The organism is Ruegeria sp. BE9 (assembly GCF_056538765.1).
In genome coordinates, this window is the sequence record NZ_JBQFTS010000001.1 from 615,268 (window position 1) to 641,553 (window position 26,286).

25 protein-coding genes are annotated in these 26,286 nt (G+C 53.1%); 10 read left to right on the forward strand and 15 right to left on the reverse strand.

Annotated elements, in window-relative coordinates; all coding sequences use genetic code 11:
• The first annotated feature begins 29 nt into the window (after nt 1-29).
• The 3 genes from ACR0EO_RS02990 to ACR0EO_RS03000 all read left to right on the forward strand — a co-directional run bounded on the left by ACR0EO_RS02990 (nt 30) and on the right by ACR0EO_RS03000 (nt 2,211).
• The gene (locus ACR0EO_RS02990) at nt 30-419 is read left to right on the forward strand and encodes a MerR family transcriptional regulator (RefSeq protein WP_480686934.1); all 390 of its coding nucleotides are present in this window, start codon (nt 30-32) and stop codon (nt 417-419) included.
• A gap of 505 nt (nt 420-924) precedes the next feature.
• Nucleotides 925-1,131, forward strand: a complete 207-nt coding sequence (locus ACR0EO_RS02995; protein WP_170430361.1) for a cold-shock protein — start codon at nt 925-927, stop codon at nt 1,129-1,131.
• Between the two features lie 72 nt (nt 1,132-1,203).
• Entirely contained in the window at nt 1,204-2,211 is a 1,008-nt protein-coding gene (locus tag ACR0EO_RS03000) for a fatty acid desaturase (RefSeq protein ID WP_171238903.1), read from the forward strand.
• Here the strand turns inward: ACR0EO_RS03000 and ACR0EO_RS03005 are convergent.
• The 10 genes from ACR0EO_RS03005 to ACR0EO_RS03050 all read right to left on the reverse strand — a co-directional run bounded on the left by ACR0EO_RS03005 (nt 2,203) and on the right by ACR0EO_RS03050 (nt 12,116).
• Nucleotides 2,203-2,451: a ParB N-terminal domain-containing protein gene (locus tag ACR0EO_RS03005; RefSeq protein ID WP_170357377.1), complete on the reverse strand. Its 249-nt coding sequence runs from the start codon at nt 2,449-2,451 to the stop codon at nt 2,203-2,205. The two genes, ACR0EO_RS03000 and ACR0EO_RS03005, sit on opposite strands and share 9 nt — an antisense overlap.
• 74 nt (nt 2,452-2,525) lie before the next feature.
• Nucleotides 2,526-3,215: a hypothetical protein gene (locus tag ACR0EO_RS03010; RefSeq protein WP_480686935.1), complete on the reverse strand. Its 690-nt coding sequence runs from the start codon at nt 3,213-3,215 to the stop codon at nt 2,526-2,528.
• A 1,638-nt stretch (nt 3,216-4,853) separates the two neighbouring features.
• Nucleotides 4,854-5,486 (reverse strand): tyrosine-type recombinase/integrase, encoded by a 633-nt coding sequence (locus ACR0EO_RS03015; protein WP_480577249.1) that lies wholly within the window; start codon nt 5,484-5,486, stop codon nt 4,854-4,856.
• 571 nt (nt 5,487-6,057) lie between these two features.
• Nucleotides 6,058-6,630 carry a hypothetical protein gene (locus tag ACR0EO_RS03020; protein ID WP_480686936.1) on the reverse strand — a complete coding sequence of 191 codons (573 nt, stop codon included), beginning with the start codon at nt 6,628-6,630 and terminating at the stop codon, nt 6,058-6,060.
• A gap of 386 nt (nt 6,631-7,016) precedes the next feature.
• Complete coding sequence (locus tag ACR0EO_RS03025) at nt 7,017-8,132, reverse strand: alanine/ornithine racemase family PLP-dependent enzyme (RefSeq protein ID WP_480686937.1); 1,116 nt, start codon at nt 8,130-8,132, stop codon at nt 7,017-7,019.
• Nucleotides 8,129-9,328, reverse strand: a complete 1,200-nt coding sequence (locus tag ACR0EO_RS03030; RefSeq protein WP_480686938.1) for an N-acetyltransferase DgcN family protein — start codon at nt 9,326-9,328, stop codon at nt 8,129-8,131. The genes ACR0EO_RS03025 and ACR0EO_RS03030 overlap by 4 nt, the downstream gene beginning before the upstream one ends.
• Before the next feature lie 93 nt (nt 9,329-9,421).
• Nucleotides 9,422-10,276 carry a hypothetical protein gene (locus tag ACR0EO_RS03035; protein WP_480627490.1) on the reverse strand — a complete coding sequence of 285 codons (855 nt, stop codon included), beginning with the start codon at nt 10,274-10,276 and terminating at the stop codon, nt 9,422-9,424.
• Nucleotides 10,266-10,619, reverse strand: a complete 354-nt coding sequence (locus ACR0EO_RS03040) for a hypothetical protein (protein ID WP_171722471.1) — start codon at nt 10,617-10,619, stop codon at nt 10,266-10,268. Before ACR0EO_RS03040 ends, ACR0EO_RS03035 begins: the two co-directional genes overlap by 11 nt.
• 3 nt (nt 10,620-10,622) lie before the next feature.
• Nucleotides 10,623-10,931 carry a hypothetical protein gene (locus ACR0EO_RS03045; protein WP_171722472.1) on the reverse strand — a complete coding sequence of 103 codons (309 nt, stop codon included), beginning with the start codon at nt 10,929-10,931 and terminating at the stop codon, nt 10,623-10,625.
• Nucleotides 10,932-11,378: 447 nt separating this feature from the next.
• The gene (locus ACR0EO_RS03050) at nt 11,379-12,116 is read right to left on the reverse strand and encodes a Crp/Fnr family transcriptional regulator (protein WP_171722473.1); all 738 of its coding nucleotides are present in this window, start codon (nt 12,114-12,116) and stop codon (nt 11,379-11,381) included.
• 149 nt (nt 12,117-12,265) lie between these two features.
• Here ACR0EO_RS03050 and ACR0EO_RS03055 point away from each other — a divergent pair, with 149 nt between their 5' ends.
• The gene (locus ACR0EO_RS03055) at nt 12,266-12,499 is read left to right on the forward strand and encodes a hypothetical protein (RefSeq protein WP_171722474.1); all 234 of its coding nucleotides are present in this window, start codon (nt 12,266-12,268) and stop codon (nt 12,497-12,499) included.
• A 208-nt stretch (nt 12,500-12,707) separates the two neighbouring features.
• On the opposite strand, the gene ACR0EO_RS03060 is transcribed toward ACR0EO_RS03055, so the two are convergent.
• Complete coding sequence (locus tag ACR0EO_RS03060) at nt 12,708-13,655, reverse strand: LysR family transcriptional regulator (protein ID WP_480686939.1); 948 nt, start codon at nt 13,653-13,655, stop codon at nt 12,708-12,710.
• Between the two features lie 111 nt (nt 13,656-13,766).
• Here ACR0EO_RS03060 and ACR0EO_RS03065 point away from each other — a divergent pair, with 111 nt between their 5' ends.
• Nucleotides 13,767-14,690, forward strand: coding sequence for an SDR family NAD(P)-dependent oxidoreductase (locus ACR0EO_RS03065; protein WP_480686940.1), 924 nt, complete (start codon nt 13,767-13,769; stop codon nt 14,688-14,690).
• A gap of 17 nt (nt 14,691-14,707) precedes the next feature.
• Entirely contained in the window at nt 14,708-15,082 is a 375-nt protein-coding gene (locus ACR0EO_RS03070) for a DUF4345 family protein (RefSeq protein ID WP_480686941.1), read from the forward strand.
• Nucleotides 15,083-15,270: 188 nt separating this feature from the next.
• Here ACR0EO_RS03070 and ACR0EO_RS03075 read toward each other — a convergent pair whose 3' ends face one another.
• From ACR0EO_RS03075 to ACR0EO_RS03085, 3 genes are all read right to left on the reverse strand, one after another.
• Complete coding sequence (locus ACR0EO_RS03075) at nt 15,271-15,942, reverse strand: cyclic nucleotide-binding domain-containing protein (protein ID WP_480686942.1); 672 nt, start codon at nt 15,940-15,942, stop codon at nt 15,271-15,273.
• A 197-nt stretch (nt 15,943-16,139) separates the two neighbouring features.
• A complete protein-coding gene (locus tag ACR0EO_RS03080; protein ID WP_480686943.1) occupies nt 16,140-16,997 on the reverse strand; it encodes a class I SAM-dependent methyltransferase in 858 nt (285 codons plus the stop codon).
• 24 nt (nt 16,998-17,021) lie between these two features.
• Nucleotides 17,022-19,064: an ASKHA domain-containing protein gene (locus ACR0EO_RS03085; protein WP_480686944.1), complete on the reverse strand. Its 2,043-nt coding sequence runs from the start codon at nt 19,062-19,064 to the stop codon at nt 17,022-17,024.
• 219 nt (nt 19,065-19,283) lie between these two features.
• Between ACR0EO_RS03085 and guaB the strand changes: the two genes are divergently transcribed.
• From guaB to ACR0EO_RS03100, 3 genes are all read left to right on the forward strand, one after another.
• Nucleotides 19,284-20,732: an IMP dehydrogenase gene (guaB, locus tag ACR0EO_RS03090; protein WP_480686945.1), complete on the forward strand. Its 1,449-nt coding sequence runs from the start codon at nt 19,284-19,286 to the stop codon at nt 20,730-20,732.
• A gap of 86 nt (nt 20,733-20,818) precedes the next feature.
• Nucleotides 20,819-21,976 carry an RsmB/NOP family class I SAM-dependent RNA methyltransferase gene (locus tag ACR0EO_RS03095; protein ID WP_480686946.1) on the forward strand — a complete coding sequence of 386 codons (1,158 nt, stop codon included), beginning with the start codon at nt 20,819-20,821 and terminating at the stop codon, nt 21,974-21,976.
• 103 nt (nt 21,977-22,079) lie between these two features.
• Nucleotides 22,080-24,371 carry a hybrid sensor histidine kinase/response regulator gene (locus tag ACR0EO_RS03100; protein ID WP_480686947.1) on the forward strand — a complete coding sequence of 764 codons (2,292 nt, stop codon included), beginning with the start codon at nt 22,080-22,082 and terminating at the stop codon, nt 24,369-24,371.
• A gap of 5 nt (nt 24,372-24,376) precedes the next feature.
• Here the strand turns inward: ACR0EO_RS03100 and ACR0EO_RS03105 are convergent, their stop codons facing one another.
• Nucleotides 24,377-24,970, reverse strand: a complete 594-nt coding sequence (locus tag ACR0EO_RS03105) for a gamma-glutamyl kinase (protein ID WP_480686948.1) — start codon at nt 24,968-24,970, stop codon at nt 24,377-24,379.
• A 192-nt stretch (nt 24,971-25,162) separates the two neighbouring features.
• Here ACR0EO_RS03105 and recA point away from each other — a divergent pair, with 192 nt between their 5' ends.
• Nucleotides 25,163-26,230, forward strand: coding sequence for a recombinase RecA (gene recA, locus ACR0EO_RS03110; RefSeq protein WP_480686949.1), 1,068 nt, complete (start codon nt 25,163-25,165; stop codon nt 26,228-26,230).
• The last annotated feature ends 56 nt before the right edge of the window (nt 26,231-26,286 follow it).

Here is a 26,286-nt window from a genome sequence, read left to right on the forward strand (position 1 = left end):
CACTTCAGGATCAAGGCAGGAAATCTCACATGTTTGCGATTGGGGAAGCATCCCGGCAGAGCGGAGTCGGAATTGAAACTATCCGCTATTACGAACGCGAAGGGATCGTGCCGAAACCAGAAAGGGCATCGAATAATCGACGCATGTACTCCGCGCACGATGTTGGACGGCTTCGTTTTCTAAGGAAGTGCCGAGACTTGGGTTTTTCGCTTGCCGATGCAAAGGTGCTTCTCAACCTGTCCGAAGGCGATAGCGAGGATTGCCAATCCGTTAAGGAACTGGCCGAGCTTCATATCTCCAATGTGCGTATGAAGATAATCGAACTTAAGCGATTGGAGGCCGCCCTGAATGAACTTACGGCCAACTGTAACATCGGGAACGTTTTTTGCCCGATGCTTGCGCAGTTACGGACCTACTAATGGCACTTTGAGGCTCGCAGTCGCCCTATGCCAACGCAGCATGACCCAAGATTCGGGCCGCGCAGAATCTACCGTTCGTTAGAGAAGTCAACTCGTTGATTTAGCAATGTTTCCATCAATCAATGAACATTTTTGCCTCGCCGCGGTGTTCTTGAAGCACACTGCGATTTCGGACAGTGAGCCCTACCTACCGTGCCTGAGCAATCAATTTGCTGCATACGCACTCGGCAGGTTTTTATCATGAAGCCGACCTCTGATTTCCGAATCGCAGAGCAATGGTTCTGCTTATCCTTGTCCTAAATTGGGCTAGGCAGACTCAGATCTTCTGTTGCTTTCTATTGTATCAAGGCTTGTATCGTGCGTACTCGAAGTCCATATACACAAGGCTAACGTTTTTCTTTTTCGACCTGCTGTCTCCCAAATTCGGCGCTCAGTCTTTCGATTCAGACCGACCACGCCGAGTCGCCGCAATAATGCGGGCGGCAAGTATTAGGAGACTTCGACCATGGCAAATGGCACAGTAAAATGGTTCAACTCGACCAAAGGTTTTGGCTTTATCGAACCTGAAGATGGCAAGCGCGACGTGTTCGTGCATATTTCAGCACTCGAACGTTCCGGCATTAGCGAATTGAAGGACGGCCAGAAGGTTACCTTCGACGTCGAGGCTGGCCGTGACGGACGCGACAGCGCCGCCAACCTGGCACTTGCATAGCCTGCTAGGGGCACCCTTCTGGGGTGCCCGTTTGCTCAGAGGGCTCCTAAGAGCCGTTGGAGAACAAGTCAGTTGCAACAGCAGGAATTGACCCGGGCGCTCGCGCAATACCGTGTGCCCGATACGAAGCGTAGCGTTTTTGAACTGACAATCACTGTCATCCCCTTTTTCGCGCTATGGGGCGCAGCGTGGTTTGCACTATCCCTTAGTATCTGGGTCGCTGTTCTACTGGCCATCCTGAACGCCGCATTTCTGGTGCGTATCTTCATCATCATGCATGATTGTGGTCACGGATCATTCTTTAGAAACCGTACCGTTTGCAATTGGACAGGCCGGGTCCTGGGTGTTCTCGCCCTCACACCTTATGACGTCTGGCGGCAAAGCCATGCGATTCACCACGCCTCAACCGGCAACCTTGATCGGCGCGGGATGGGCGATATCCCTACGTTGACTGTAGAGGAATACCTGAAGCGCAAGTGGGCCAGTCGTGCCGCTTACAGGTTAATCCGGAACCCCTTCTTCCTGTTCTGTATCGTACCGGTCTACACGTTCTTTCTTCAAAATCGCTTGCCTTTTGGGTTCATGCGGTCAGGCTGGCTGTATTGGGCAAGTGCAATGGGAACAAACGCCGCGATTGCGGTGGTCCTGGCTCTGATTTTTTGGATCGGAGGCCTGGATGTATTGGTTTATGTATTCCTGCCAACCATGATCGTCGCCGCGTCGATTGGTATTTGGCTTTTCTATATTCAGCACCAGTTTGAACACACGACCTGGGAACGGGAAGAGGGGTGGAATCTTCAGAACGCCGCTTTCTTTGGAAGTTCTCACTATGCCCTACCAGGCATCCTGCGTTGGTTCTCTGCCAATATTGGTGTGCACCATGTTCACCACCTTGCCAGCCGCATACCGTTTTATCGGTTAAACGAGGTTTTGCGTGACCATTCCGAGTTGGAAGATTGCCAGCGTATTACTTTATATGAGAGCTTTCATTGTGCGCGATTGCACCTTTGGGACGAAAAAAGTCAGCGCTTGCTGACATTTTCCGAGGCTTTGTCGAACACCAATAACAACTCAGTGTAGTCTGGCGCGCACCAGATATGCCTCGACAGTGTCACCGCCTAGGGCGCGAATGGCCTCCAGTCGGTGAAGGCCTTCGATCAGCACGAACCTCTTGTTGTCCGCGCGTATCTGGATCGGGGTCTTCTGGCCGTTCTTCAGGATATCTTCGGCCAGCGTCAGAACTTTTTGTTGATCAAGCGTTTTCGCCCGTTTCACAGGTACATAGATCAGGTCGAGCGGATATGGTCTTTTCTCCAACATAAGCTACGTGAGCAACCTTTCGTGCAATTGTTCCGGTTCAGAGTTCGTTGCAAAAGCTGGGGCTGGAACGTGCGTCATAGAACCGAACGAACAGCATCGCGCAGTTCCTGATGCATGATCCAAGTCGCTGGTTCATCGTCACTTTTGATGTGAGAAAATGCCAGAACCTGTGCGGCGCCATCATTCTGTGCCGATCCGGCTTCGGGAAGCTCGAGTTCCAGATATTCTGCGATCAATAGCCCGATTTTCTTGAAGACCTTGACGGACGCTTCGCGCGATTTGTAACCAGCCGCCTGAGACAAGTGACCAATGGTCAGACCCTCCTTGCCTGCGATTGTAAGTTTTTTGAGCATTGTAACCTGTGCAGGGGTCAGCCTGATCTGGCGCAATGCCTCGGCATATTCTCTTTCGCTGGGAACAAGGGTACCGGAGTTTCCCTCCAATCGGCGTTGACCGCTACGCTTCCTGTCTCGTGCTTTGAGAATTTCTTTTAAGGCTTCAATGGCCAATGCCGGTGTTTCGCCAACTGCATCGGCAATCATTGCCTGCGTTTGAGCTGGTGGCTTGGGGAATGCGCGCGCAACGCTGTTGCCGCTCAGAATACCAGCCTTAATCAAGTACTTTCCGAACTCTTCTTCAATCACGCCTGATACGTCGGCGTTCCGCGACTTACGAACACTGCGGTCCTGAAATGCTCTTTGTTCCAGACCACGAACTGATATCTTTGAACCGTGAAGGGTTACTTGAGGGGCATTTTTGCGCATCAGAGAAACACGACCACAATTATGGCCGCAACAAACACCGCTAACGCGATAAACATCTTCACTCTGTAGGACCAGCGATGCGCCCTTTCGGCTTTGAGCATTTTGCCCAGGTTTTCGTCAATCGAGTTATGGTTCACGGCTTGGTCCTTCCGGATATGTCAGGCGATATTGATTTCCCCAACCTATTTTCGCGGCATATTTTCGGTGCACTTATCGTTCTGTCTTGTGAACGGCCGATTACATTCCCAACCATCACCTCTCCGATTCAAATGAGCGTTTGAAGGGACAAGGATCGCAACGCACCTGTCCTGGTTTGCGCGAAAGCCACGTTCGCATTTCCATCCAGAGTAGGTTTCAGGCGCAAGGTATGCATGCAGTGGAACGGCCACAGGCTCACAGCCGCTCTCCGCTGCCCTGTAACCTCTGAGGCATACCCAACCATCCGCGCTGTTTTTGTCAGTCAGACGGCCGTTGCTTGGGACACTAATCGCAACACAATCCTGGCTTTCCTTACGAAATCCCCAGTTGCAGTGTATTTCCTGTGCGCCAAACCGGGTTTCAACGTACCCATTTTGCGGCGCAGTCATTTCTTCGCATTTTTCTCCGACTTGCCGGAAGAGCCGATTGCACACCCATCGATCTCCAGTCGATGCAAGGTAGGCATTCTCAGGAACATTGATTTCCTCGCAAAACTCCCCGACATGCTGGAAACCATGTTTGCATTCCCAGCCACTGCCATAGGAGCTACCCGTCAAATATGCGTTTTCTGGTAAGTCTGTTTTTTGGCAGGATCCGTTTTTGTTTTCGAAACCTTCCTCACAAACCATTCCGTCGGCATTGCCTGTGACTTGGGCAGGAAGCTGCGTCCCTGTGAGCAACAACAAGAGTGTCGGGATCAAACACAGAACGCGGTTCGAAAACACGATGAATGACAGATTGAGGCGAAGCCTGGGGCCTGATCTATCGGGCATCAAGCACGCTAATTATTAGCCATGTGTTGTTCATACGGCGCCTTCTTTCCTAGGTCACGCGGTGACAGGGGCATGTCAGGTGACAGTTGCGAATGCTTGCGAGGAACGAGCTCATAGCGAAGACCCCAGCGAAACCCGTTCCTATGCTGGGGCACATGCTACAGTTATTCTGAAGGCCATTGGATCATCGAAGCCGGCAGCATCGCGGCGACGAGTAACTTTCACCAATGCACTTTTGTGGTCCTTAGCCAGAATAGAGTCAAGGAAGTTTCCCTTGTCGCAATGCAAGTACCGCCAGGGCAGGTTGTTTTTGAAACTGCCGGTGACCAAGATCCTTGGTGAACTACCGAAAGAAATTGTCTGGCCTGAGTGCGGCGAAAGAGGAGTATGTGATCAAGGCTTCCCCGTGACTATGAATGACTGGCCTGATAACATTGGCTGCAACGCAGCGATTTTCGCGCCGCTTCTGCACAAGTACTCGCGGCGTGATCAAATGGCCGCTCGGTCCCGCACCCTGTAAATTGCGCCTGAGCCGAGAAAACTGTGCTGCGAGCGCACGCAACAAGATTTTGACACTTCCGCTCAGGGCACGCTACGTCCCCCCCCTGCGTAAAAGAACTAGAACCACTATGGATTGGCGACCGACAGCGCCGCTCGCCAAACTGTCTCAGATGTCTATGCGCTCTGCAATGCTTAGCGCGTCTTCCAATTCAACGCCCAGGTATCGCACGGTGCTATCGACCTTTGTGTGCCCAAGCAGAAGTTGGACCGCGCGGAGATTTCCTGTCTTGCGGTAGATCTCAGCTACTTTGGTTCGGCGAAGCGAATGCGTGCCATATCCGCTCGGTTCCAATCCGATTGCGGTCACCCAGTCTCGAACCAGCCTGCCATACTGGCGCGTCGAGATGTGTGGTCGATCATGGAATCGGCTTGGAAACATGAACCGGCTAGCAAACATTTCCGGTGATTTTACCCATACCAATACAGTTTCTCGCGTGTTTTCCGTCAGTTCGAATTGAACAGGTCGCTTGGTTTTGCTCTGGATCACCGAAACACGTTCACGGACGCGATCGTCTTTGACAAGATCGGTCACAGCGAGTTTGACCAGATCGCAGCCGCGTAGCTTGCTATCAATCGCGACGTTGAAAATTGTGAGATCACGAAGATTTCCAGCAAGTTCGAGCCGTGCACGGATCGCCCAGACCTGTTTTGGGAGTAGCGGTCGTTTCTGACCGATGATCCGCCCCTTGTTCCAAGCTCTGGGTTTTGGGGTGACTGCGGGTAGTTGGACTCTTGGCATATCATGCACTCCGTTCCACCCCCCCGCACCCAAGCGACAGCACCGCGCTGACAATCAAATAGTACAAGCGGCGTGAATGCCTGCTGCCCGATTATGAATAGTGGCATGGTCTCAGCGTGTGCATTTGGCGGCTTGAGCCCATATCGCTACGCAGAAGAACGGTTCGAATCCAAACTGCGCGTACGCTTCGTCTTCAGCCCCGATTACCGATCGGGTTCCACGTTAAAAGGCCCGGATCAGCGGGCTGGGTCAGCACCAATAAGATAAAATGAGATATGATCAGAAAAGCTGGTAAGACTGTCGTCAGTTTATCAGCGACGCCGAGCTAGCCCGGGGCTTACCGGTACGCCATTTCGCCAGGCGCTCAACCCCTTGCAGCGTCGACAAATCCGCTCTCCGAACCCCTCGCTCCAGAATGGAGTTCTGCAACGTAGGCACGGGCGTTCTTGCGGCACGTCATTTTGAGCGCGAGCCATGATTGCATCTGTTTCGTCGTCCAAGTCTTCCATCAGTTCTTAGCCTCGATTTCTGTTTTGGTTTACTCCGCGGTTGGAAAAGAAAGTTCCGAGCACTATGCCTTGGGGTTGAAGGAACTGCCTGGTTCAGACTGTCCTATGGGGCGGCCTGCAGTCCGAGGGGTAATTAAAGGACGAACCGGCATTCCTTCATTCTCGGCAGCTTGGACCGCGAAGGCATACTGAGCGCCGCTTCCGCATCCTCGCCGTAGGGCACGTTGATCTGATGATCTGTCGTCTGCCTCAGAAATGAGCGAGTCCGAGTAGAGGTGTCGAAGTTGTGCCTCTGAAACGCCATCTGCCCTCATAATCAATTGCACCATGGGATCGGCCAATAGTTGGTCGAGCAGGAACTGCGACAACTCCTTTGAAGACAACTTGTCCTTTGCACGTGCTCTGTCCAAATCAGCAAGAGAAACTGTCAGCGTTCGCGCCAGACCGGGGTGAGATTCCCTTGGATGCAGGCAGATTAGCACCGATGCTTTCCAGGCTTCCGGGTTCAAATAGTCCGGCGGTGCGGAAAGCTCTGTTTCTATTTCGTATTCGCCCGCCGGGAGTAATTCGTCAAACCCAGGGAAAGCAAACGGCTTGGAAAAGACTGCGATTGACTTGCTGACTATCTGGTCCATTAGGGTAGTTCTCCTTTGCAGATACCGCCCGTTCGGAGCTGTAACCAAGAACAAGCCACCCGATCCCGGCAGGGTATTATTAACCTTGAGGCTTGGCCTTTGGTTTTTCGGGGACGACGTCAGGTCTTTTAGACGTCGCTTCTTTTTTTGGCGCGTCCGCATCGTTTTTTTTCAGTGCGGCGGCCGCTCTGGTCGTCAGGTCCTTGAAAGACATCATTTTGATCCTTTGATTGTCCGCACCACCCACGAGCCCAGATGGGGAGTGAAAAGTGAATGCGGATACCACCAATATAGGTATTGGTGGCCCAATTTACTATGTAAAGCTGTAGAATAAGACGGTAGACTGAGGTCTGAGATTGATCGGCGACGATCTTTGTGCGCAACCTTCACTTCGAATATGGACGATCATTGTTTGCAGCGATGATTTCTGCCAATGCGCTAGCACCACGGAAGACCTTTGCAACATCAGGTGCTGCCATGCTTCGCGAAAGCGCGCTATACTTCATTCTTAGCTTCATCTCGCCACCAGCGCGAGCCGGACAATCAGTGGTTTCAACAATGATATGATCGCTGGTGGCTCCGACGAACGTGACGCCCGCAGGGAATACAAGACCCGCCGCATCGGTGTCCTGGAGTCCGATCGCAAGGATCGACCGAGTATTCGAAGGACCGTCTAAAGTCACACACTGCATTGAAGGTATAGGGTAATTCATTCGCACGGGATTTGGGTTTGATTTGGCTTTTGTTTCGATCACTTCCGCCCAAAGAGTGAAAGCATCTGTATAAAGCCCGCCGATCGCGTGCCCGGATACAGGATCGGTACCCAACAGGATAGCCTCACCCAGACGCAGGTTGCTGATCTTTCCGGTCGCACCCTTGCCAAGCGCCCATGGCAAACTGGCAGAGCCGCCGCCTGACACTGTTTCAAGAGCGGGTCCAAACGCGCGCTCGGTGTCGATGGCAAGCGATGAAAGCAATGCCATTGCTTCTGCAGAGGGTGCCACATGACCAAGACAGGCAAAATTTGCGCCAATCCCCTTCAGAGAAATCCCTTCCATTCTTAGAATTTGAGACACAGTGCTTTCAAGGTGTTCAGGCAAGATGCCTTCCCGCATATCCCCCATTTCCACCATCAGGATAATGTTGTGAGTAATGTTCTTTCCCAGCGCATTGATGGCCAGGCAGGCGATAATGTCCATCTCTGTGTTGTAGCTGACATCGCAGTTATCAACGACTTGCTCGACCTGGCTCAACATGGGCGTTCGGATCAAGGATATGGGACACGAGATTCCAGCATTGCGCATACGCATGACATTGCTGATCCGGGCGTCCGCCAGCCCTGTCGCGCCACCTTCAATCATAGCATTCGCAATCGACGGATGACCGCACACGGCTTTGGTCACGCCTGTCACTGTAATTCCGCGGGGTCTAAGGTGGTCGACCAGGAACCGTGTGTTGTACCGAATTTTGTCCAGATCAACGTCGATACGCAGCTTGCTCATTCAATCGTCGTAGCACGTACGGGTTGCAAGCGCGGAAAGGCAGATAGAACCATATTCACCAAGTTTTTTGGAGGGCGGTTCAATGCGTCAGTGACCGGGAGATACAATTTGCAGTTGTAGTCTGTGATGGCCTTTGAAATCTCAACATCATTCATTCCTTCATGGTTGATCGTAATGCCAATTACCTCTGTGTTCGCAAAAGCCTCGATCAGGGTGATTTCATCGCAAGGGTCGGGCATAGTCATGTTGGGGAAATCACATCGACGTTTTCGTTTAGGCGCGTGTTGAAGAATAACTGCATGTGGCTGACTGCCTCGCAGAATAAAGGCTGATGTACAAAAGGCCGGATGGCTGAGCGCGCCCTGGCCCTCGATCACTATGACATCGGGGCGCTCACCTTCAGATGCTGCAACAACAGCACGCTCAAGTTCGCCACAACAAAATTGCGGCGGCACCGAATCCATCGCAACGCCATACTTGGCGCCCTGCATCAAACCTGTCTGGCCGGTGCCGACCAAAACTGTTTTGATCCCATGCGCGTTAAGTGCGCCTGTCAGGATTGTCGCGGTTGTACGCTTTCCAATTGCACAATCGGTGCCGAACACCGCGATGCGGATCGCCTGGACGTCTCCAATACTGCCATCTAACAGGCGCAGGTCGGGATTGGGCCGCGGCTTGCGAATGTCGCGTATCGTGACATCGTGAATTTTGGCAAATCCGACGAGCTCTTTGTCATCGCTAAGAAATTCATGCAGCCCACTGACGATGTTCATTCCGAGCGTAATCGCATCCACAACAACTTCGCGATCCTCAAGGGACATTCTGCCGCTGGCCGGCGCCATTCCGTAAATAAACGTGTCGGGGATCGTAGCTTCATTAGCGACGGCGGCATCAAGATCATCGAAGATGGGAACCTGATTGGCGACATCATCAAGCACTTTGCCACTGTCACAGCCGGCAAACGTGCTGTCGATCACCGAAAGAACGCGATAGGCCTGTGAATGTCGAACGAGACCATTAGCCGTCTTGCCATCGATCTTTGCGAAGTTTCCTTCGCAATACACAATTGCAGTCGGTATGTCTGTCACAAGTGTCTTGCGGTGAAGCTCCGGAAAAACGGCTTGTTCAGGCGGCAGCTCTTGCGCATCGCTGGCAATGAACTGCTTGGCATCCGACGCAATGGGTACGGGTTTCATATCTGTTCCTTTTTGGAGTGTGAAACACGCCGTCCTAGGTAAGAACGGGCACAAAATGTGAAGTTTGGAAAAGTGGGCTCTCTGACTGAAACCTCATTCGTTCAGAACACACAGCCCTTCCGACCGATGAAAATTTCTGTGGCATTGCCACCCATTGCCGGATCGGTCGATATGGGCATTTGCGGGTAGATCGATTGCATCGCAGTGATCACCGGACGCCTCGTAGCCACGTTCGCATTTCCATCCAACTCCGTGGATCGCGTCATCGTAGAAAGCGTTTTCAGGCACGATGACTGCATCGCACCTTCCGTCTCGCTCAAAATATCCGCGCTCGCATGTCCAGGGACGCCCGTGGGTTGATGCGTTCAGGAAGGCATTATCCGGCACTGCTATTGCAACGCACGCTTCACCATCTGTCTCGTAGCCACGATTGCAAAGCCATACAGATCCGTAGGTACTGTTCGTCAGGTAGGCGTTGTCCGGCACCACGATTTTTTGGCAGCTATCGTCTACCCTTGTGTACCCACGCAGGCACCGCCACCTCTCACCTGATGGATCGAGATATCCGCCCTCAGGCACAATTACTTCAACGCATGAGGTGCCACCAACTTCAACAAAGCCATGTGTACATGCCCAGCCCGAACCATAGGTTCTGTTTGTCGGGTAGGCATTTTCTGGGACGGCAATGGCCACGCATTCTTCGCCTTCCAACCGATAGGACAAATCGCATTCCCAACCGTCGCCATACTTTTTGGGATGCGCGTTGTCCGGGATAGAGTTTGTTTCGGCCGATGCGGGACTTGATGAGATAAAGGAGCCCGTCAAGCAGCTGAAAACGCCAACAAACAGCGCCGTCATGAAGTGAGAGTAAAACCAGTACTGATTTTTTCGAACTGTCCTGGTGCAAACGGCGTTGTCCGAATGTTGAGTGATTGAGTTACGATCCATCCAGGTTCAGCCCCTCAATGCAGGCCTGTGCCAGATCTTTGTTGGGGGTTTGGGATCCCGGTACCGTTGCCCAGCCGGCTGCCATAACGGCATCCTTTCGCTTGAAAGAAGAAGCTTCTTTGATCGTCGTTATTTTTTCGGCGCGTTGGGCGTCAGTTCTAGCCATGTCGATGCAGATCGGAACCAACGCAGCGATTACATTGTCGCGGGACATGGCGTTGGCCATCTTGTCCGCGTTACTGCCGGTCATCCATCCACCCCAAGAAAATCCAACGACGCCGACGAAAACCCCTCCGATCAGGGCGCCGTAGATTCCGGGTTTAAGCCATTCGGGCGTGTTCATAATCTATTCCTCCTGCGGGGAAAGCGCCGCATCGCTGTCATTGTTAGATGTGGCCAAGGTCTGGTCGTGCTTAAGTGCCAGTTCGAGATCTTTTGGGTCGATGGGGCGCATTTCTGTGCGGCCTGGCTTGCTGCCTTTGCTCTGAACCGTCAGGTAGGTTCCGGTTCTTCGATATGCTTCGAAACTCAGGCCCTGTAATAGTTCTTCTTCAACAATTACTTCATACTCGCCTGCAGGAAGTTCATCCGGGTAGCCGCACAAAGAGAACGGATTTGAAAACGTCACCAAAGAACTGGACGATCTCGTGCTCACCTTAGCCCTCCAAATAGTTTGTTGGATCTTCCCCGCACAGTCTGCCGCTGAACACGCTCTTAAGCGCCGCGGAAGTACTGGCGTTGTAAATTAGAATAATGTGCAAATGGCAGACGTGCGCTGATCGATGTTAGTCGGCGGCCAATGACTTGAGATTCTATTGGAATCTCAAATGCATTTGGCATCTGAGGATCAGATACTGCCAGAAAATTGACTAACCTGAGTCAGTGCAACGATGTTTGGTTTCCGGCAACCTGATTTGTGTTGGCGGGATATTTGCTGGCGTGTTCTTAACGAGTAATTGAGAAGCGCAGGAAATCCAGTACCGCAATCGGACTGTATTTATCTTGCGCTTCTTTTTCAGTGAAATCCCAAATCTGCCGAAGAGAATGGCGTCTCTAACCAGGCAACCATCATCAAAACCCCGGCATCGCCCGAGGGGTGAACCTATTGCTTCAACAGTGGCCCGGCCTGATCCAGATAAGTGGGGTCAAAACCGGCCAACGTCACCAGTCCGTCATAATCATCAAATGCCACTTGCCCGGATTGAAAAGTAACCAACCCCTTCTCCCGCAGTTGCCGTAGGACACGATTAACATGCACGGCACTCAGTCCCAGCGCATCGGCAAGGTGGTATTGTGTCAGGGGGCAAGTGTATCCCGTCTTGTTTGCCATCCCGACCTGAGTCAGCCTCACACCAAGTTCCAAAAGAAAATGCGCCATGCGCTCACCCGCATCTCGCCGTCCTATGTTGACCAGGTGCTCAACCACCATCGCTTCATCTCGAGATACCGCCCAAAGAATTGCTGTCGCCAGCCGGGGCGTTTGCGCAAATGCTTCCAGGAGATCATCCACTACTACCTCAATAGCTTGGATTTCCATGATTGGTTCTATGCTGTGATCCGAGGTGTGCAGCAGAACGCTTCGCAAACCCAGAAAGTCACCCGGTATTTGGAAATCGACGATCTGACGCGACCCGTCAGTCTGGGTTTTGTAGGAACAAACCCAGCCCGAGGCCAGAATGTAGGCAGCCTGCTCTGATTGCCCTTGATGCACAAGGTCACGTCCGGCTTCAAAGGTTCTGCGGCGTTTGTGCAAGCGTGCTAACACCGCAAGTTCAACCTCAGTCAGAGCGACGAAGTTTGAGAGTTTTCGGGTGAGCGGACTGTTCTTGATAGCGGGCAAATTTCTTCCTTCATCGATGAGCAGCCCGCGAAACTATCCGACGCCAAGACTGCTTTCGATCAGTTAAGTATACAGCAATCTATGCCAGAATGATGCAATTCATCGTGGCGCTTCCTTGCTTGGACGCCTGTTACAAAAGGACGTCAACCATGGCCGACCGGCAAGACCACTCAGGAATGGCCGCACTCTCAATCTGTGAAGCGCTTTTGCTTGCAATTAAAGATCGTGAGCTCCTGCCCGAACATGAGATTGTGGGAGTTCTGCGTGACGCAGCCGCTGCCCACGAAGCAGCGGTCGGCAACAGTGATGAAAAGGTAATGCACCAGGCCGCGGCTGCTCTGATAAACCAGATCATTGCTTCCGGCTATCGGGTTCGGCAGTAGCGTTAAGTCCCGCATCGGAAAAACAAGATTATGCTCGTCAAAAAAAGCAAAATTGCAAACAGAAACACTTTTGGTGCCTCGTTCCTGATCAATTCAAACACGAAACGAGAATCAATGTTTCAATGCCTGCCATATCCTGCGTCCTGATTGTCCGCTTAGTAGTAGTTCATAGCCAGTGTAGCGAACGACCACCTTGAGCCCAACCTGCTCATTTGTTGAGACGCAGCGAATGACCGGTATCTGAGCGCACTGTTCCAGAGACCCAGAACTCGTTACGCCTTGATTTTACTTGTTCAGCTAGAAAATCAACAAATAGCCGGACCCGTGCGGTGTTCCGAAGATCGCGATGCAGCAACAGCCAGATGCTCCGGTACGGAGTCGGCTTTTGGAAGGGCGCGCGGATCAGATCAGGATGGCGGTCGCCAAGATTGCACGCAAGATAGGCCATGCCGAGACCGGACGCCGCCAATGTGATCAAGGGCACAAGTTCTGAAACACGGTGCCTGAGCTGAGCTTTTGGGTAGTAGCTGTCTTTGAGCCATTTGGCCGTAATTGCCTCTTCCGGCTCATGCCAGCCGATAAAATGAAGTCCTTCTCCGCCGTTGTCGCTGACCTTCTCGGCGTATTCTCTAGTGCAATAAGCGGCTTGGGACATTTGAACCAGTTTTCTGCCGACCACGTCATCAGTCACCTCATTAGCAATGCGCAGCGAGACATCGGCTTCGCGTCGCGTCAGATCGCGGATGTCGTTGGTGAAGTTCATGTTTAGGGTAATGTCTGGGTAGAGGTCAGCGAAGGCGGCGAAATCATCCATCAGCGAGGTCATCGCCAGACCATGAGGCAACGTAACATAAACCGTGCCCGCTGGCTGCGCGTCCCGACCAACGATCACCCGAGAAGCAGCGGTCATTTCAGCTTCAACACGCTCTGCATACGGCATCAGGTCTTCGCCAAGCTGTGTCAAAACCAAACCTAGCTTGGAGCGATCAAAGAGGCGACTTCCGACACGTTCCTCCATAATTGAAAGTCTCCGGGTCAATGTCGTGTGGTTGACCTGAATGCTATCCGCGCCGCCCCGCAATGTTCCAGTTCGTGCAACAGCAAGAAAGTACTTGAGATCATCCCAGTTGAGAGAGTGGCTTTCCCTGATCGACATGAAACTTGTGTTTCATAATTGAAGCATCGTGTCCACAATTACCGATCTACAGATCATATATTGACCATCTTACCTTGGGCCTGTCGAACTTAAACCCAAGGATCCTACCCGATGAACCAGATACAGTCTGTATTGATCACCGGCGCAAATGCCGGGTTGGGCCGAGAAGCGGCCCGGCAACTTGCGCTTCAGAAAGGCATATCCAAGGTCTATCTGGCCTGCCGCAACCCAACCAAAGCCAAGGCAGCGAAATCATCGCTGGAACATGAAACCGGACGCAACATTTTTGAAATTGTCTTGATGGACGTGACCGATCCAGCTTCGGTTCGCGCCGCTGTGGCCGAACTCTCCACCCCGATTGACGCTGTAATCCTGAATGCGGGTGGCACGGGCGGGCAGAACCCAAACAGCCTCACCAGCGATGGCGTGACCAACATTTTCGCAACAAACGTTCTGGGCCATGTGGTGTTGGTGGACGAATTGTTGGAGCGGCAGTTGGTAACGTCCACAATACTCTACGCCGGGTCTGAAGCTGCTCGCGGTATTCCCAAAATGGGGATGCATCGGCCCGAACTGTCCGAAGGAACCGTGGACGAGTTCCGGTCAATCGCGGATGGTAGCAAGTTTGGCCCCGAGGGCGATCCGATGCAGACCTATGGCTACGCCAAGTTGACAGCGACCCTCTGGATGGGAGCGATGGCCCGTCAACATCCCCATATTCGCTTTGTCACCATGAGCCCCGGAGGCACCGCAGGAACTGCTGGCTTTGACGACCTGCCACTTATGAAACGCATTGTCTTCAAACATGTGGGCGGTGTGTTGATGCCCCTGTTCGGCATGATGCACAGCGTTGAGACCGGGGCAAAACGGTATCTGGACGGGTTGCTAAATCCGGAATTCAAAACCGGCCACTTCTATGCCAGTCAAACGGGCTATCCCACCGGACCTGTCGTGGATCAAGCCGGCATCGACAGGGCTCTGTCAGACATAACCACTCAGGAAAACGCGCAGCAAGCATTGCGTCAGTACGCCTGAAACAATGGAGAAATGAAATGGAAACAATGCTGAACATCTTCGTCATCCTTGCAACTCTTATGCTGTTTGGTCTTGGCTTCATGTCAATGTTCGCCCCCCGGCGTATGGTCGCCAACTTTGCCATCGAGCCGGTCGGCACCGCCGGGCTCAGCACGATCCGTTCGGTGATTGGCGGGTTATTTCTGGCCTCAATGGCTTTGCTAGTGATCGGTCTGACCACCGGGCAGACACAGGGCTATCTCGCTGTTGCGATCCTGATGGCGGTTGTTGCTGCCGGACGTATTGTCGGAATTCTGGCGGATGGGTTTGACAAGGCTGTTCTTCCCCCGTTGTTCGTTGAACTTGTGATTATCGCGGTGATGCTGTCAGCCTACTACCAGCTTTCCTTCTAATCGACTTTGAAGCAGATGGATGGCGGCTAGATTGTAGTCGCCGTCCAATCAGCCTATGAGCGGACATTCGGGCAATTCCGACTTTGTCCGCACACAGGACGCCCCTAACGGCTCAGCCGCCTTGTGCTTGATGGAGGTCGTCAGATAACCGCTCTGAGCACAGAACGGACTTCCAATTACTATTGAATTTAGGCGCTAAGGAGCGCCTGACGAGTCGTCTGGAGCCACTTAGAGATTTCGATACCTAAGCGAGCTTGCACTGAGATCTGCAAGTCTGAACTGCGAGTGAACTCGGCGTTAAGCTCCGAGAACTTCCACGTCATGAGCTTAGTAGATTCCAGAGAGCGGACTGTGACCGGCGTGTTGAATTCACTGTCTTGTTTCAGGAATGCTATAGCACCGAGGAAACTACCTTCACTGAGGGTATCAACACGAGTTCCGCTCTCTTCAACAACGACCTTTCCTTCGACAATTAACGACAACTCCGCGACAGTATCGCCTTGCGTTATGAGGTCAGTTCCAGCGTCGACTGATCTACGTTCCGCCATTCGAAACAGCTTAAATGCATCTTTTTCTGAGAGGTTTTGTAGTGCCTTCGTGTAAAGGCGGCGCTCCTCCTCGGTGAATCGGACGGGCCTCCGTTCAGCTAAGAGCTTCGCGATCCAGTACAGATTGATTAAGATAAAGAAAATATTCCAGCCAATTGGAACCCAGAGTGTTGAAGTCTGAAGGTAGAAATAGGGCAGCAGAAGTCCGCCCCCAATAACCGTGAGGATTCTTAATTGAAGAATGTCCCGCACGGAGTACGAAAAGAGATAAACGACGTTCGCCGAATTTACCAAGATATCTGGGCCGATCATAAGCTTATCCTTGCGTCTTAGAACCAACAGGAACGAGTTTAGTCGGGCATATGGCTCATCAATTGCCTGTTGGGCAACCGTTGGAACAAAGGACTGGCCTCGGACTGTTGTAATTCGCAAAATGCAACACTGGCAAAGGGGTTGAGTTCATTTGCACCATGTTGCAACAGCAACATGGTGCGGGCTACCCGCTCCAATCAAGCAGAACGCCTTGCTTGGTACATGTTGATGACCGCCGGGACCGAGAAGTCTTCGCCAGTTTGGAATTGCTGGAATTCTGCGGTTACATCTTCCTGAATGGCCTGAATATCCTGCTTTGATCCTTCGAAATGTGCAATTACACGAGCGGCTGGGCCAACTCGTGTACAAAGGACCGCTGTACCTTGCGGACCGCCAACACTCGTCAGTCCAACGTTTACCGCTTCGCCCCTGATGTCGGTCAATCCGGCCTGGCTCATCATACCGGTGACGTGATCAATATCGTGAAAAGCCAACGGGCCGGGCGCATAGCGATCAACGCGTGGCGGTTGTCCCAGCTGTTTGACGGCGGCAACGTGCGGAATCCGAAACCACGGGTTATCTCCGAGAGGTCCCCATGCTGCAAAAGTCATTTGCCCACCTGGTTTCAAGGCTTTTGCGATGTTTGAAAATGCGGCGACTGTATCACTGAAGAACATGACGCCAAAACGAGAGATTGCAGCGTCGAACTGTTCGCTTGGAAATGAAAATGTCTGCGCGTCCGCATACTGAAACGACAGGTTTTCTAAACCGCTATCAGATGCTCTGTCGGCGGCTCGATCGAGAAATGGTTGCGAGATGTCGGCGGCCATGACATGACCCTTGGGGTCGACGGCGCTGGCTGCGGCAAGCGTGCTGACGCCGGTGCCACAGCCGATGTCCAGAACCTTCAAACCCGGAGACAGGTTTGCTCGACTAAGAACTAATTCTAGAACCGGGGCAAATGCTTGGTCCAATTGGTCTTCGTAGGTCAACCATTTGGTACCGTTTTCGGATGCGCCCCAGTATTCTGCTTGCTCTTCATTCGCCGTGGTCATGCCTGCCTCCGATTTATGAGGTGACTATGACCTCCTGCGCCGACGGCGGCCACCTTTTTCGTCATCGCCACCCGTGTTGAACGAAGGCGCGGGCAGGGTGACTACTTGCGCGAGTTCTGGGAAGGGATCGGTTTTGTGCGGGATTGCGTTTGCGGCCACGAAGTGATCCTGGAATTTTGGTTCGATAGCCGTTTCAACCTTTGTGATCTCGCGAACAACACATTCAATCTCTGTCCTTGCGCCGATGTTACACAACGCGATCCGTGCACCGGTACCAGCGGCGTTACCCGCGCTTGAGACCTTGTCCAACGGAGCGTCAGGGATCATACCCAACACCATCGCGTGCTTGGTCGATATATGGGCACCAAACGCACCGGCCAAGACCACACGATCGACCTTGTCGACCTCCATAACATCCATCAGCAGGCGTGCACCGGCATAGAGGGCGGACTTGGCAAGCTGAATTGCGCGGATGTCACCTTGGGTCACGGTGATACGCGGACCGCCTTCTGCGCTCGCATCATGGATTAGGTAAGCGTTTGTGCGGCCTTCGGGAACACTACGAACGGTACCGGTTTGCTCGGCCGATCCGATCAGACCGCTCTCGTCCAACAGGCCAGCGATGCGCATTTCAGCAACGGCTTCAATGATGCCGGAGCCACAAATGCCTGTGATGCCAGTGGTTGCAATGTCCCGATCAAAGCCTTCCTCATTCGACCATTTGTCCGACCCGATAACACGGAAGCGAGGTTCCTTGGTCTCAGGATCGATTTCGATGCGCTCGATCGCACCGGGTGCGGCACGTTGGCCGGAGCTGATCTGAGCACCCTCAAACGCAGGGCCGGTAGGCGAAGAACAGGCCAAAACACGGTTGGTATTGCCCAGTAGAATCTCGGCGTTTGTACCGACGTCAACAATCAGCACGAGGTCTTCTGACTTGCCTGGTTCTTCGGACAAGGCAACGGCGGCACAGTCTGCGCCCACGTGACCAGCGATACACGGCAGAATATAGACCTGCGCGCGCGGGTTCATCTTGGTCAGGTCCATCTCACGCGCAGGCAGTGACATGCTTTCGGAAGTGGCCAATGCAAATGGTGCTTGGCCCAATTCCACTGGATCCAGACCAAGCAGCAGATGGTGCATGACGGGATTGCACACGAACACCGTTTCGACAATCAGGTCAGCATCAATTCCGGCTTCTTCCGCGATTGAAGTGGTCAGGTCGTTGATCGCTTCGCGCACGGCTTTTGTCATCTCTTGATCACCGCCGGGGTTCATCATGGCGTACGATACCCGGCTCATGAGGTCTTCGCCAAAGCGGATTTGGGGGTTCATCAGGCCAGAGGACGCTTTGACTTCACCCGTCTCCAGGTCGGTAAGGTGAGCTGCAATCGTGGTCGAGCCGAGGTCAATGGCTAGTCCATACAAGCCGCTTTCGTGCAAACCAGGCCAGATTTCTATGATACGAGCCACTTCGTCCTTGTGGTCTTTATGAACAGCGACTGTGACTTCCCATTTGCCTTTGCGCAGAACTGGCTGCAGCTTGGACATCAAGGACAAATCAGCGGTAATAGCTTCAATCGACCATTGCTCACGCAGTGCTTTTTCAAGACGCTCCAAATCCCCGGTGGGCGAGTGCATGTCCGGTTCTTCCACTACCACAAAGAAAAGCCGTGTCGCCGGATCCATAGTGATGGCGCGCGCAGCGGCGGCCTTTCGGACGACTTGGCGGTGAACTTGGCTTTCCGGTGGTACGTCGATCACGATGTCGCCCTGAACCGTTGCCTGGCACCCCAGACGGCGGCCCGGCTTTAGGCCGCGCTTATCGTCGTAGCGTTGTTCGACAGCGTTCCATTCACTCAGCGCGTCCTCGGAAACGCTTACGCCGTGTTTGGGAAATTCGCCGTAGCTGGGCGTGATTTGGCATTTTGAACAGATTCCGCGTCCGCCGCAGACCGAATCCAGATCTACACCCAGTTGCCGGGCGGCTGTCAGGACCGGAGTACCTACAGGGAAATGCCCGCGTTTCCCGGAAGGAGTAAAAACGACAAGAGGATCGGTGGTCATAAGAGACATACCTTTTTTGTATTCGCGCGTATGCCGGGCAAGATATGAGTTTGTGAGCAAAGGGAAAGGCCATTCAGCGGCACGTTTTGTGCGCGTTGCGTCGTTTTTTCTCACGTCATCGCCTTACAGACGAAAACAAGTTTAGGTCAGGGGCTTTTCCTTAGCTTGAATCCATGTAATAGGGTCACCGTCAAACGGGCTTTTGCATGGGGTTATCAGATGCAGATTCGTGAGGCACTCACCTTTGACGATGTTCTCTTGGTTCCGGCGGCCTCGTCGGTCCTGCCGGCGACGGCGGATACAACTACGCGCGTGACGCGAGAAATCACCATGAACATTCCCTTGCTCAGCTCGGCGATGGACACGGTGACCGAGGCGCGGATGGCGATTGCCATGGCGCAGGCTGGTGGCATTGGCGTCGTTCACAAGAACTTGTCAGTAGAAGAACAGGCCCGTGAAGTGCGGCGGGTCAAGCGATTTGAGTCGGGTATTGTCTACAACCCGGTCACCCTGAGAGCGGACCAAACCCTCGCTGACGCCAAGGCTTTGGTCGAGCGTTACAACTTCACCGGTTTCCCGGTTGTTGACGAAGCTGGCCGCGTTGTGGGGATCGTAACCAATCGCGACATGCGGTTCGCTACTTCTGACGAACAGCCTATCAAGGCTATGATGACCGTAGATAACCTTGCGATGCTTCAGGAACCTGCCGATCTTGAAGAGGCCAAGAGCCTGATGAAGGCGCGGCGGATCGAAAAGCTGCTGGTCGTGGATGGCGCTGGTAAGCTGACCGGTCTGTTGACTCTGAAGGACACCGAACAAGCCGTTCTAAACCCAACTGCCTGTAAGGACCGCCTGGGACGCCTGCGTGTTGCGGCTGCGACCTCTGTCGGTGACGCCGGTTTCGAAAGATCTGAGCAACTGGTGGATTCCGGTGTAGATATTATCGTTGTTGATACTGCCCACGGTCACTCTCAGGGTGTTCTTGACGCCGTAAGACGCGTCAAAACCCTGTCGAACGAGGTTCAAATCATCGCGGGCAATGTGGCGACTGGTGATGCGACCAAAGCGTTGATCGATGCGGGTGCGGATGCAATCAAAGTCGGCATTGGGCCGGGCTCGATCTGTACTACGCGGATGGTTGCGGGGGTCGGTGTGCCTCAGCTGACGGCGATTATGGATTGTGCCTCAGCCTCGGGCGATGTTCCGATCATTGCCGACGGTGGCATCAAGTTCTCGGGCGATTTCGCCAAGGCAATCGCTGCCGGAGCTTCCTGTGCCATGGTCGGGTCGATGATCGCGGGTACAGATGAAAGCCCGGGTGAAGTGATCCTGTATCAGGGACGTTCGTTTAAGTCCTATCGCGGGATGGGTAGTCTTGGTGCCATGGCGCGTGGTTCGGCGGATCGTTATTTCCAGAAGGATGCAGCCAACGACAAGTTGGTCCCGGAAGGGATCGAGGGGCAAGTGCCCTACAAGGGATCAGCCAGCGCTGTTGTTCACCAATTGGTCGGAGGTTTGCGTGCAGCTATGGGTTATACCGGTTGTGCGACCGTGGAAGAGATGCGCAAGAACTGCAACTTTGTGAAAATTACTGGTGCCGGACTGAAAGAAAGCCATGTGCATGATGTTCAAATCACCCGCGAAAGCCCGAACTACCGGGTAATGTAACTATTGCAGTGGAAGAATACGGCGCCCCGACGCGGGCGCCGTTTTGCGTTTTCTGACGATCCTTTGAATTAGTACTGGACACAGTAATGATACCGGCCGCGCGCATTCAGTCTTCGATAGAAATCCTCGATGATATTTTGGCTGGTGTTCCGGTTGAAAAGGCATTGACCGGATGGGCGCGTCGAAGCCGTTTTGCAGGGTCCAAAGACCGTGCTGCGGTGCGTGACCATGTGTTTTCAGCGCTGCGTTGCAAACGGTCTTTTGCTGCGCTCGGAGGTTCAGAAACCGGTCGTGGTTTGATGATCGGGGCTATTCGTGCTGAAGGCGAAGATATCGGTTCTTTGTTTACTGGTGCCCGGCATGCTCCGGATTTTGTTCAGGACAGCGAAGCAGGTCGAGACTTTGCAAGCGAAGCGGAACGGTATGACATCCCCGAGTGGCTATGGCCATTGTTTGAAGCTTCATTAAAAGACGACCTGATCCCTGTGGTTCAGGCCCTTCAACACCGGGCACCCGTTCATTTGCGTGTGAATCTGGCCAAAACCGATGTGGCCCGAGCAGTCGCAGCGCTTGAAGCTGAGGGTATTCAAGTCACTACGCTACCTGTGTGTGAAACCGCGCTGGAAGTTGTCGAAGGCGCCCGGAAAATTGCCAATAGTAGGGCTTTTGCCGACGGTCTGGTTGAGTTGCAGGATGCCGCCAGCCAAGCAGTCATTGCGGCGCTGGATCTTCGACCGGGTATGCGAGTTCTGGACTATTGCGCGGGTGGAGGCGGCAAATCTCTCGCGCTTGCGGCGCATCAGGGCGTCGAAGTGTTCGCCTATGATGTAAACGAAGGCCGAATGCGAGACCTTCCCGCACGAGCGAAGCGGGCAGGGGTACGTGTCACACTTCTATCGACTGATGAAATTGCTCGCCATGCGCCGTTTGACGTGGTTTTGGCGGATGCTCCATGTTCCGGCAGTGGTTCATGGAGGAGAGCGCCTGCGGGAAAATGGGCGCTGACTGAGACACGTTTGGCAGAATTGAAGCAGATTCAACTCGACATCCTGAAGCAGGTCTCTTCGTTTGTTCGTTCAGACGGAGTGCTGGCTTACGCCACTTGTTCTATGCTGAACGGTGAAAACAGCGCCGTTGTCGAAAGCTTCTTACGCTCCAGTCCAGATTGGCGATGTGAGTTTCAGAAAACGTGGCTGGTGTCACACGGCGCTGACGGTTTCTTTACGGCACACTTGACGCGGTAGTTGTTAAAAAAATAACAACCAAAAGGAGAGTGTCGGTTTGATCTTAACTTGGCATTAACCTTATTTGGGCTCCTTTATCGAACGCCCTCGAATTGAGTTGTTTATGCCTGATACCGCGGAAATCTACACCGACCCGACCCGTCAAAGTGCTCCATCAGGATTGCGACTAACATCACTTGTTGTTTTAGGTGTAATCGTAAACCTTGCGCCCGTTGTCGGAGCTATACCCCAGACTTGGAATACGAATTTTCTGGTCGTAGGCGTCTCGTTGTTAGCTACCGCGTTTTTGGTCGTGGTCAGAGGGCAGGTGGCAGACTATTCCGCGCGGCAAGCCATAAAATCCATGGCGGTGTTTGCAGAACAGGATGCGTTTCCTTGTCTAATCGCCAATGCTCAGGGGGATATCCTGACGTGCAACTCGCAGGCACGCGGGCAGTTTCATGCGCGGCCCGGAATTCGTTTAGAACGAAGCTTACAGACCTTGTTTGCGAATCCGCCGGCTATTCTCCTGCGGTTGCAATCCATGGCCGAAATCTACGGCAAATTTCGCGAGGACATCGTAACTGTCGGGTCTACCATTCCCATGTCAGTGTTTCGCGTCGGTGACGGCCTTTTTTGCTGGCGGTTTCACATGGGCACGCCCGGACAATGGGACGACATTTCCCTTCCTGTTCTGACCGAAGGGCGAAATGGAACTGTGCTGCGGGTAAATACTGCCGCTGAACACCTATTGGGGCGCAAACCTGAAGCGATTAAGGAGGTGTTACAAACGACTATTGGAGATGAGGGCGAAATTATTCAGGTGCAAACGGTATCTGGATCAACGTCCGCCGTGGTATGTGAGCTCAATCGTTCGGGAACGGTGCGCGATTTACTTCTGCTACCTTTGAGCAACCACGAACCCGGTTCAAATGGTGCGTCGTTTGCCGACTTGCCTGTTCCAATCATGTGTCTTTCGACGGATGGCACTATCCTCGAAGCAAATCGCCTTGCTGTTAAACTCATTGGGGACGTGCAGCTTGGTGAAACTAACGTCGAACAGATAATGCGTTGTCAGGGCTATCCAATTCTGGAGTGGCTCCAACGGACCGCTGCGCAGCAACCTGCCATGCGGTCTGAGTTTCTACGTCTGGCGCGTCAGGACAAAGAAGTCTTTGTGCAGGTCACATTGAACCGTGTTGTGAACAACGGACAAGTGAACCTGATTGCTGTTTTGAATGATGCGACCGAGTTGAAGACCCTTGAGGCTCAGTTCGTACAGGGACAGAAAATGCAGGCCGTAGGGCAACTCGCTGGTGGCGTCGCTCATGACTTTAATAACCTGCTAACGGCGATTTCCGGGCATTGTGATTTGTTGTTGTTACGGCACGACCAGAACGACCCAAATTACGGAGACCTTGTTCAGATCAACCAAAACGCCAACAGGGCAGCTGCACTGGTAAGCCAGTTGTTGGCGTTCTCGCGCAAACAAACGCTGCAGCCAGAAGTTCTTGATCTGCGCGATACGATTTCCGATCTCATACATCTGTTGAATAGGCTGGTTGGAGAAAAGGTTCGGTTGATACTAAGTCACGACCCGGTACTCAAACCTGTTCGCGCGGATAAGCGACAACTAGAGCAGGTGCTAATGAACCTCGTCGTTAACGCGCGTGATGCTATGCCAGACGGAGGGGAAATTCGGATTGAGACCGAAGTCGTGGTCTTGACGCAGTCCTTCACAAAAGACCGGGCCACCGTGCAGCCGGGCGAATATGTAACCGTCAAAGTAATCGATAGCGGCGTCGGGATCCCTGCAGATAAGCTGCAGAAGGTGTTTGAACCGTTTTACACCACCAAGAGAACGGGTGAAGGTACGGGTCTGGGCTTGTCTACCGTCTACGGTATCGTCAAGCAGACAGGTGGCTTCATTTTTGTAGATAGTCTGCCCGGCCATGGGACAGAGTTCACAGTTCACCTTCCTGTTTCAACCGCACCTGAGAAAGCAGCGCCAATCGAGGTCAGTGTCTCAGACGCGCCAATTTCTCAGCAGGGTGAGGGTGTCGTTCTGTTGGTTGAAGATGAGGCTCCGGTACGAGCTTTTGCGACCCGCGCATTGCGGATGAAGGGGTACACAGTGCTCGAAGCTGAATCGGCCGAACAAGCACTGCTGTTGCTTGAGGATGGTTCGCTGAACGTGGACGTTTTTGTCACGGATGTAGTCATGCCGGGGATGGATGGCCCGACCTGGGTGCGCAAGGCGATGGAAACGCGACCAGAGGTAAGGGTAATCTTTATGTCCGGCTACACCGAAGGGGCCTTTGGAGACTCCGGGCCCGAGGTCGAAAACTCATCGTTCCTGCCAAAGCCGTTCTCATTGAATCAGCTAACCGAAGCGGTTTTTCAACAGTTAAATTGAAGACCCTAGAGTGCGGAGGCATGGCGGATAAACTCCGCTGCGTGCAGTTTGCGAAATTGCTGTTCGGTTTCGTGGCTCAGTGTCATGTCACGCGCGGGTGAAACGTTTTCTTTCTTGAGATCGATTTTCGTGTTCAGCCGATCTTGCAGGAAGTCTAATATTTTGTCCTGGTTTTCGTATTTGAAAACATGACTGGCCCCAAAACCATTGCTTCTAGTGCGAAAAAACTGGTCTTGGCTTCCGACATCGGCGAAATCTGGTCGCGGGTTCTTCATGTACGCCTGTACGAAATCGTCAAAGCTCATTTCGCGCGTGGAGTGCGGATGCCCGATCCTGTCTTCCCGACCTCGGAATCGGTACCAACTCCCCAACCAGTCTAGAGGTTCTCGCACCACAGCCATGATTTCCATCTCGGTGCCGTGCATTTTACGAAAGATGTTCTGAAAAAAACGATCATATCGTCGAACCGGCGCGTGTTTCAGGTCAGGCGGACCATTTACGACCAAGTCCGCCCGGTTGCCAAGCGCCGAGTGATAAGCGGTGCTGCCTGTTTTGGGTACCGCTAGGAATGCAAGGCGTTCCTTATAGAAAACAAGCATTTAAGGCTTCCATGGGAATATTTCTTATCGTGGCAGATTGGCGTAAACGACTCTTTAATACAATTGCCCAACAGTAAGTATCGTAAGTTTTAGTTGAAATGTTCTCTTTTTGGTCCCATAAGGAACAAGAGGCGAACAAAGCAGTGATTGCCGCCCGATCAAGGGTGTGACAAAAAGGAAGGCGACAGGACAATGGCGGATCTTCTGACAATGAGCGACAAGAAAAACGCAGACAAGCAAAAGGCGCTCGATAGCGCGCTGGCCCAGATTGAGCGTCAGTTCGGCAAGGGCTCGATCATGAAGCTGGGTGAAGATTCCAAGCAAGACATCGAGGCAAGTTCGACCGGCTCATTGGGCTTGGATATTGCGCTGGGTATCGGCGGTTTGCCGATGGGGCGGATCGTCGAGATTTACGGCCCGGAAAGTTCGGGTAAGACCACGCTGACCCTGCATTGTATTGCTGAGCAACAAAAGCGGGGTGGAGTTTGCGCGTTCGTTGACGCTGAGCATGCGCTAGACCCGCAATATGCCCGAAAGTTGGGTGTAGATCTGGATGAGCTGCTTATCTCGCAGCCCGATACTGGTGAGCAGGCGCTCGAGATTACAGATACTCTGGTGCGCTCAGGTGCGGTGAACATGGTTGTGGTCGACTCTGTGGCCGCGTTGACGCCGAAATCCGAACTCGAAGGCGACATGGGCGACAGCAATGTCGGCGTGCAAGCCCGTTTGATGAGCCAGGCGATGCGCAAGCTGACCGGTTCGATCAGCCGCTCGAACTGCATGGTGATCTTCATTAACCAGATTCGGATGAAGATTGGCGTGATGTTCGGCAGCCCGGAAACCACCACCGGTGGTAACGCGCTGAAATTCTACAGCTCGGTTCGTTTGGATATCCGCCGCATCGGCGCGATCAAAGACCGGGATGAGGTGGTCGGAAACCAAACGCGCGTCAAGGTGGTCAAGAACAAAGTAGCTCCTCCGTTCAAACAGGTAGAATTCGACATCATGTATGGCGAAGGTATCTCGAAGATGGGTGAGCTCCTGGATCTTGGCGTCAAAGCGGGCGTGGTCGAAAAATCGGGTTCATGGTTCAGCTACGGAGATGAACGCATCGGGCAGGGGCGCGAAAATGCGAAGCAGTACCTGCGGGATAACAGCCGAGCCGCGCTTCAGATAGAAGACAAAATCCGCGCTGCACACGGTTTGGACTTTGATATGCCGCCCGGTGCAGCTGAGGATGACGATATCCTCGAAGCCTAATTGGCTAAATGAACTTCACCAGCAGGGCGGTCCATCGGGCCGCCTTGTTTCGTTCA

Bases quoted from the DNA above. Each gene is read 5' to 3' on its own strand.
- ACR0EO_RS02990 (WP_480686934.1), top strand. From the start codon at position 30: ATGTTTGCGATTGGGGAAGCATCCCGGCAGAGCGGAGTCGGAATTGAA.
- ACR0EO_RS02995 (WP_170430361.1), top strand. From the start codon at position 925: ATGGCAAATGGCACAGTAAAATGGTTCAACTCGACCAAAGGTTTTGGC.
- ACR0EO_RS03005 (WP_170357377.1), bottom strand. From the start codon at position 2,451: ATGTTGGAGAAAAGACCATATCCGCTCGACCTGATCTATGTACCTGTG.
- ACR0EO_RS03010 (WP_480686935.1), bottom strand. From the start codon at position 3,215: ATGCGCAAAAATGCCCCTCAAGTAACCCTTCACGGTTCAAAGATATCA.
- ACR0EO_RS03015 (WP_480577249.1), bottom strand. From the start codon at position 5,486: ATGCCAAGAGTCCAACTACCCGCAGTCACCCCAAAACCCAGAGCTTGG.
- ACR0EO_RS03020 (WP_480686936.1), bottom strand. From the start codon at position 6,630: ATGGACCAGATAGTCAGCAAGTCAATCGCAGTCTTTTCCAAGCCGTTT.
- ACR0EO_RS03025 (WP_480686937.1), bottom strand. From the start codon at position 8,132: ATGAGCAAGCTGCGTATCGACGTTGATCTGGACAAAATTCGGTACAAC.
- ACR0EO_RS03030 (WP_480686938.1), bottom strand. From the start codon at position 9,328: ATGAAACCCGTACCCATTGCGTCGGATGCCAAGCAGTTCATTGCCAGC.
- ACR0EO_RS03035 (WP_480627490.1), bottom strand. From the start codon at position 10,276: ATGGATCGTAACTCAATCACTCAACATTCGGACAACGCCGTTTGCACC.
- ACR0EO_RS03040 (WP_171722471.1), bottom strand. From the start codon at position 10,619: ATGAACACGCCCGAATGGCTTAAACCCGGAATCTACGGCGCCCTGATC.
- ACR0EO_RS03055 (WP_171722474.1), top strand. From the start codon at position 12,266: ATGGCCGACCGGCAAGACCACTCAGGAATGGCCGCACTCTCAATCTGT.
- ACR0EO_RS03060 (WP_480686939.1), bottom strand. From the start codon at position 13,655: ATGTCGATCAGGGAAAGCCACTCTCTCAACTGGGATGATCTCAAGTAC.
- ACR0EO_RS03065 (WP_480686940.1), top strand. From the start codon at position 13,767: ATGAACCAGATACAGTCTGTATTGATCACCGGCGCAAATGCCGGGTTG.
- ACR0EO_RS03070 (WP_480686941.1), top strand. From the start codon at position 14,708: ATGGAAACAATGCTGAACATCTTCGTCATCCTTGCAACTCTTATGCTG.
- ACR0EO_RS03075 (WP_480686942.1), bottom strand. From the start codon at position 15,942: ATGATCGGCCCAGATATCTTGGTAAATTCGGCGAACGTCGTTTATCTC.
- ACR0EO_RS03080 (WP_480686943.1), bottom strand. From the start codon at position 16,997: ATGACCACGGCGAATGAAGAGCAAGCAGAATACTGGGGCGCATCCGAA.
- ACR0EO_RS03085 (WP_480686944.1), bottom strand. From the start codon at position 19,064: ATGACCACCGATCCTCTTGTCGTTTTTACTCCTTCCGGGAAACGCGGG.
- guaB (WP_480686945.1), top strand. From the start codon at position 19,284: ATGCAGATTCGTGAGGCACTCACCTTTGACGATGTTCTCTTGGTTCCG.
- ACR0EO_RS03095 (WP_480686946.1), top strand. From the start codon at position 20,819: ATGATACCGGCCGCGCGCATTCAGTCTTCGATAGAAATCCTCGATGAT.
- ACR0EO_RS03100 (WP_480686947.1), top strand. From the start codon at position 22,080: ATGCCTGATACCGCGGAAATCTACACCGACCCGACCCGTCAAAGTGCT.
- ACR0EO_RS03105 (WP_480686948.1), bottom strand. From the start codon at position 24,970: ATGCTTGTTTTCTATAAGGAACGCCTTGCATTCCTAGCGGTACCCAAA.
- recA (WP_480686949.1), top strand. From the start codon at position 25,163: ATGGCGGATCTTCTGACAATGAGCGACAAGAAAAACGCAGACAAGCAA.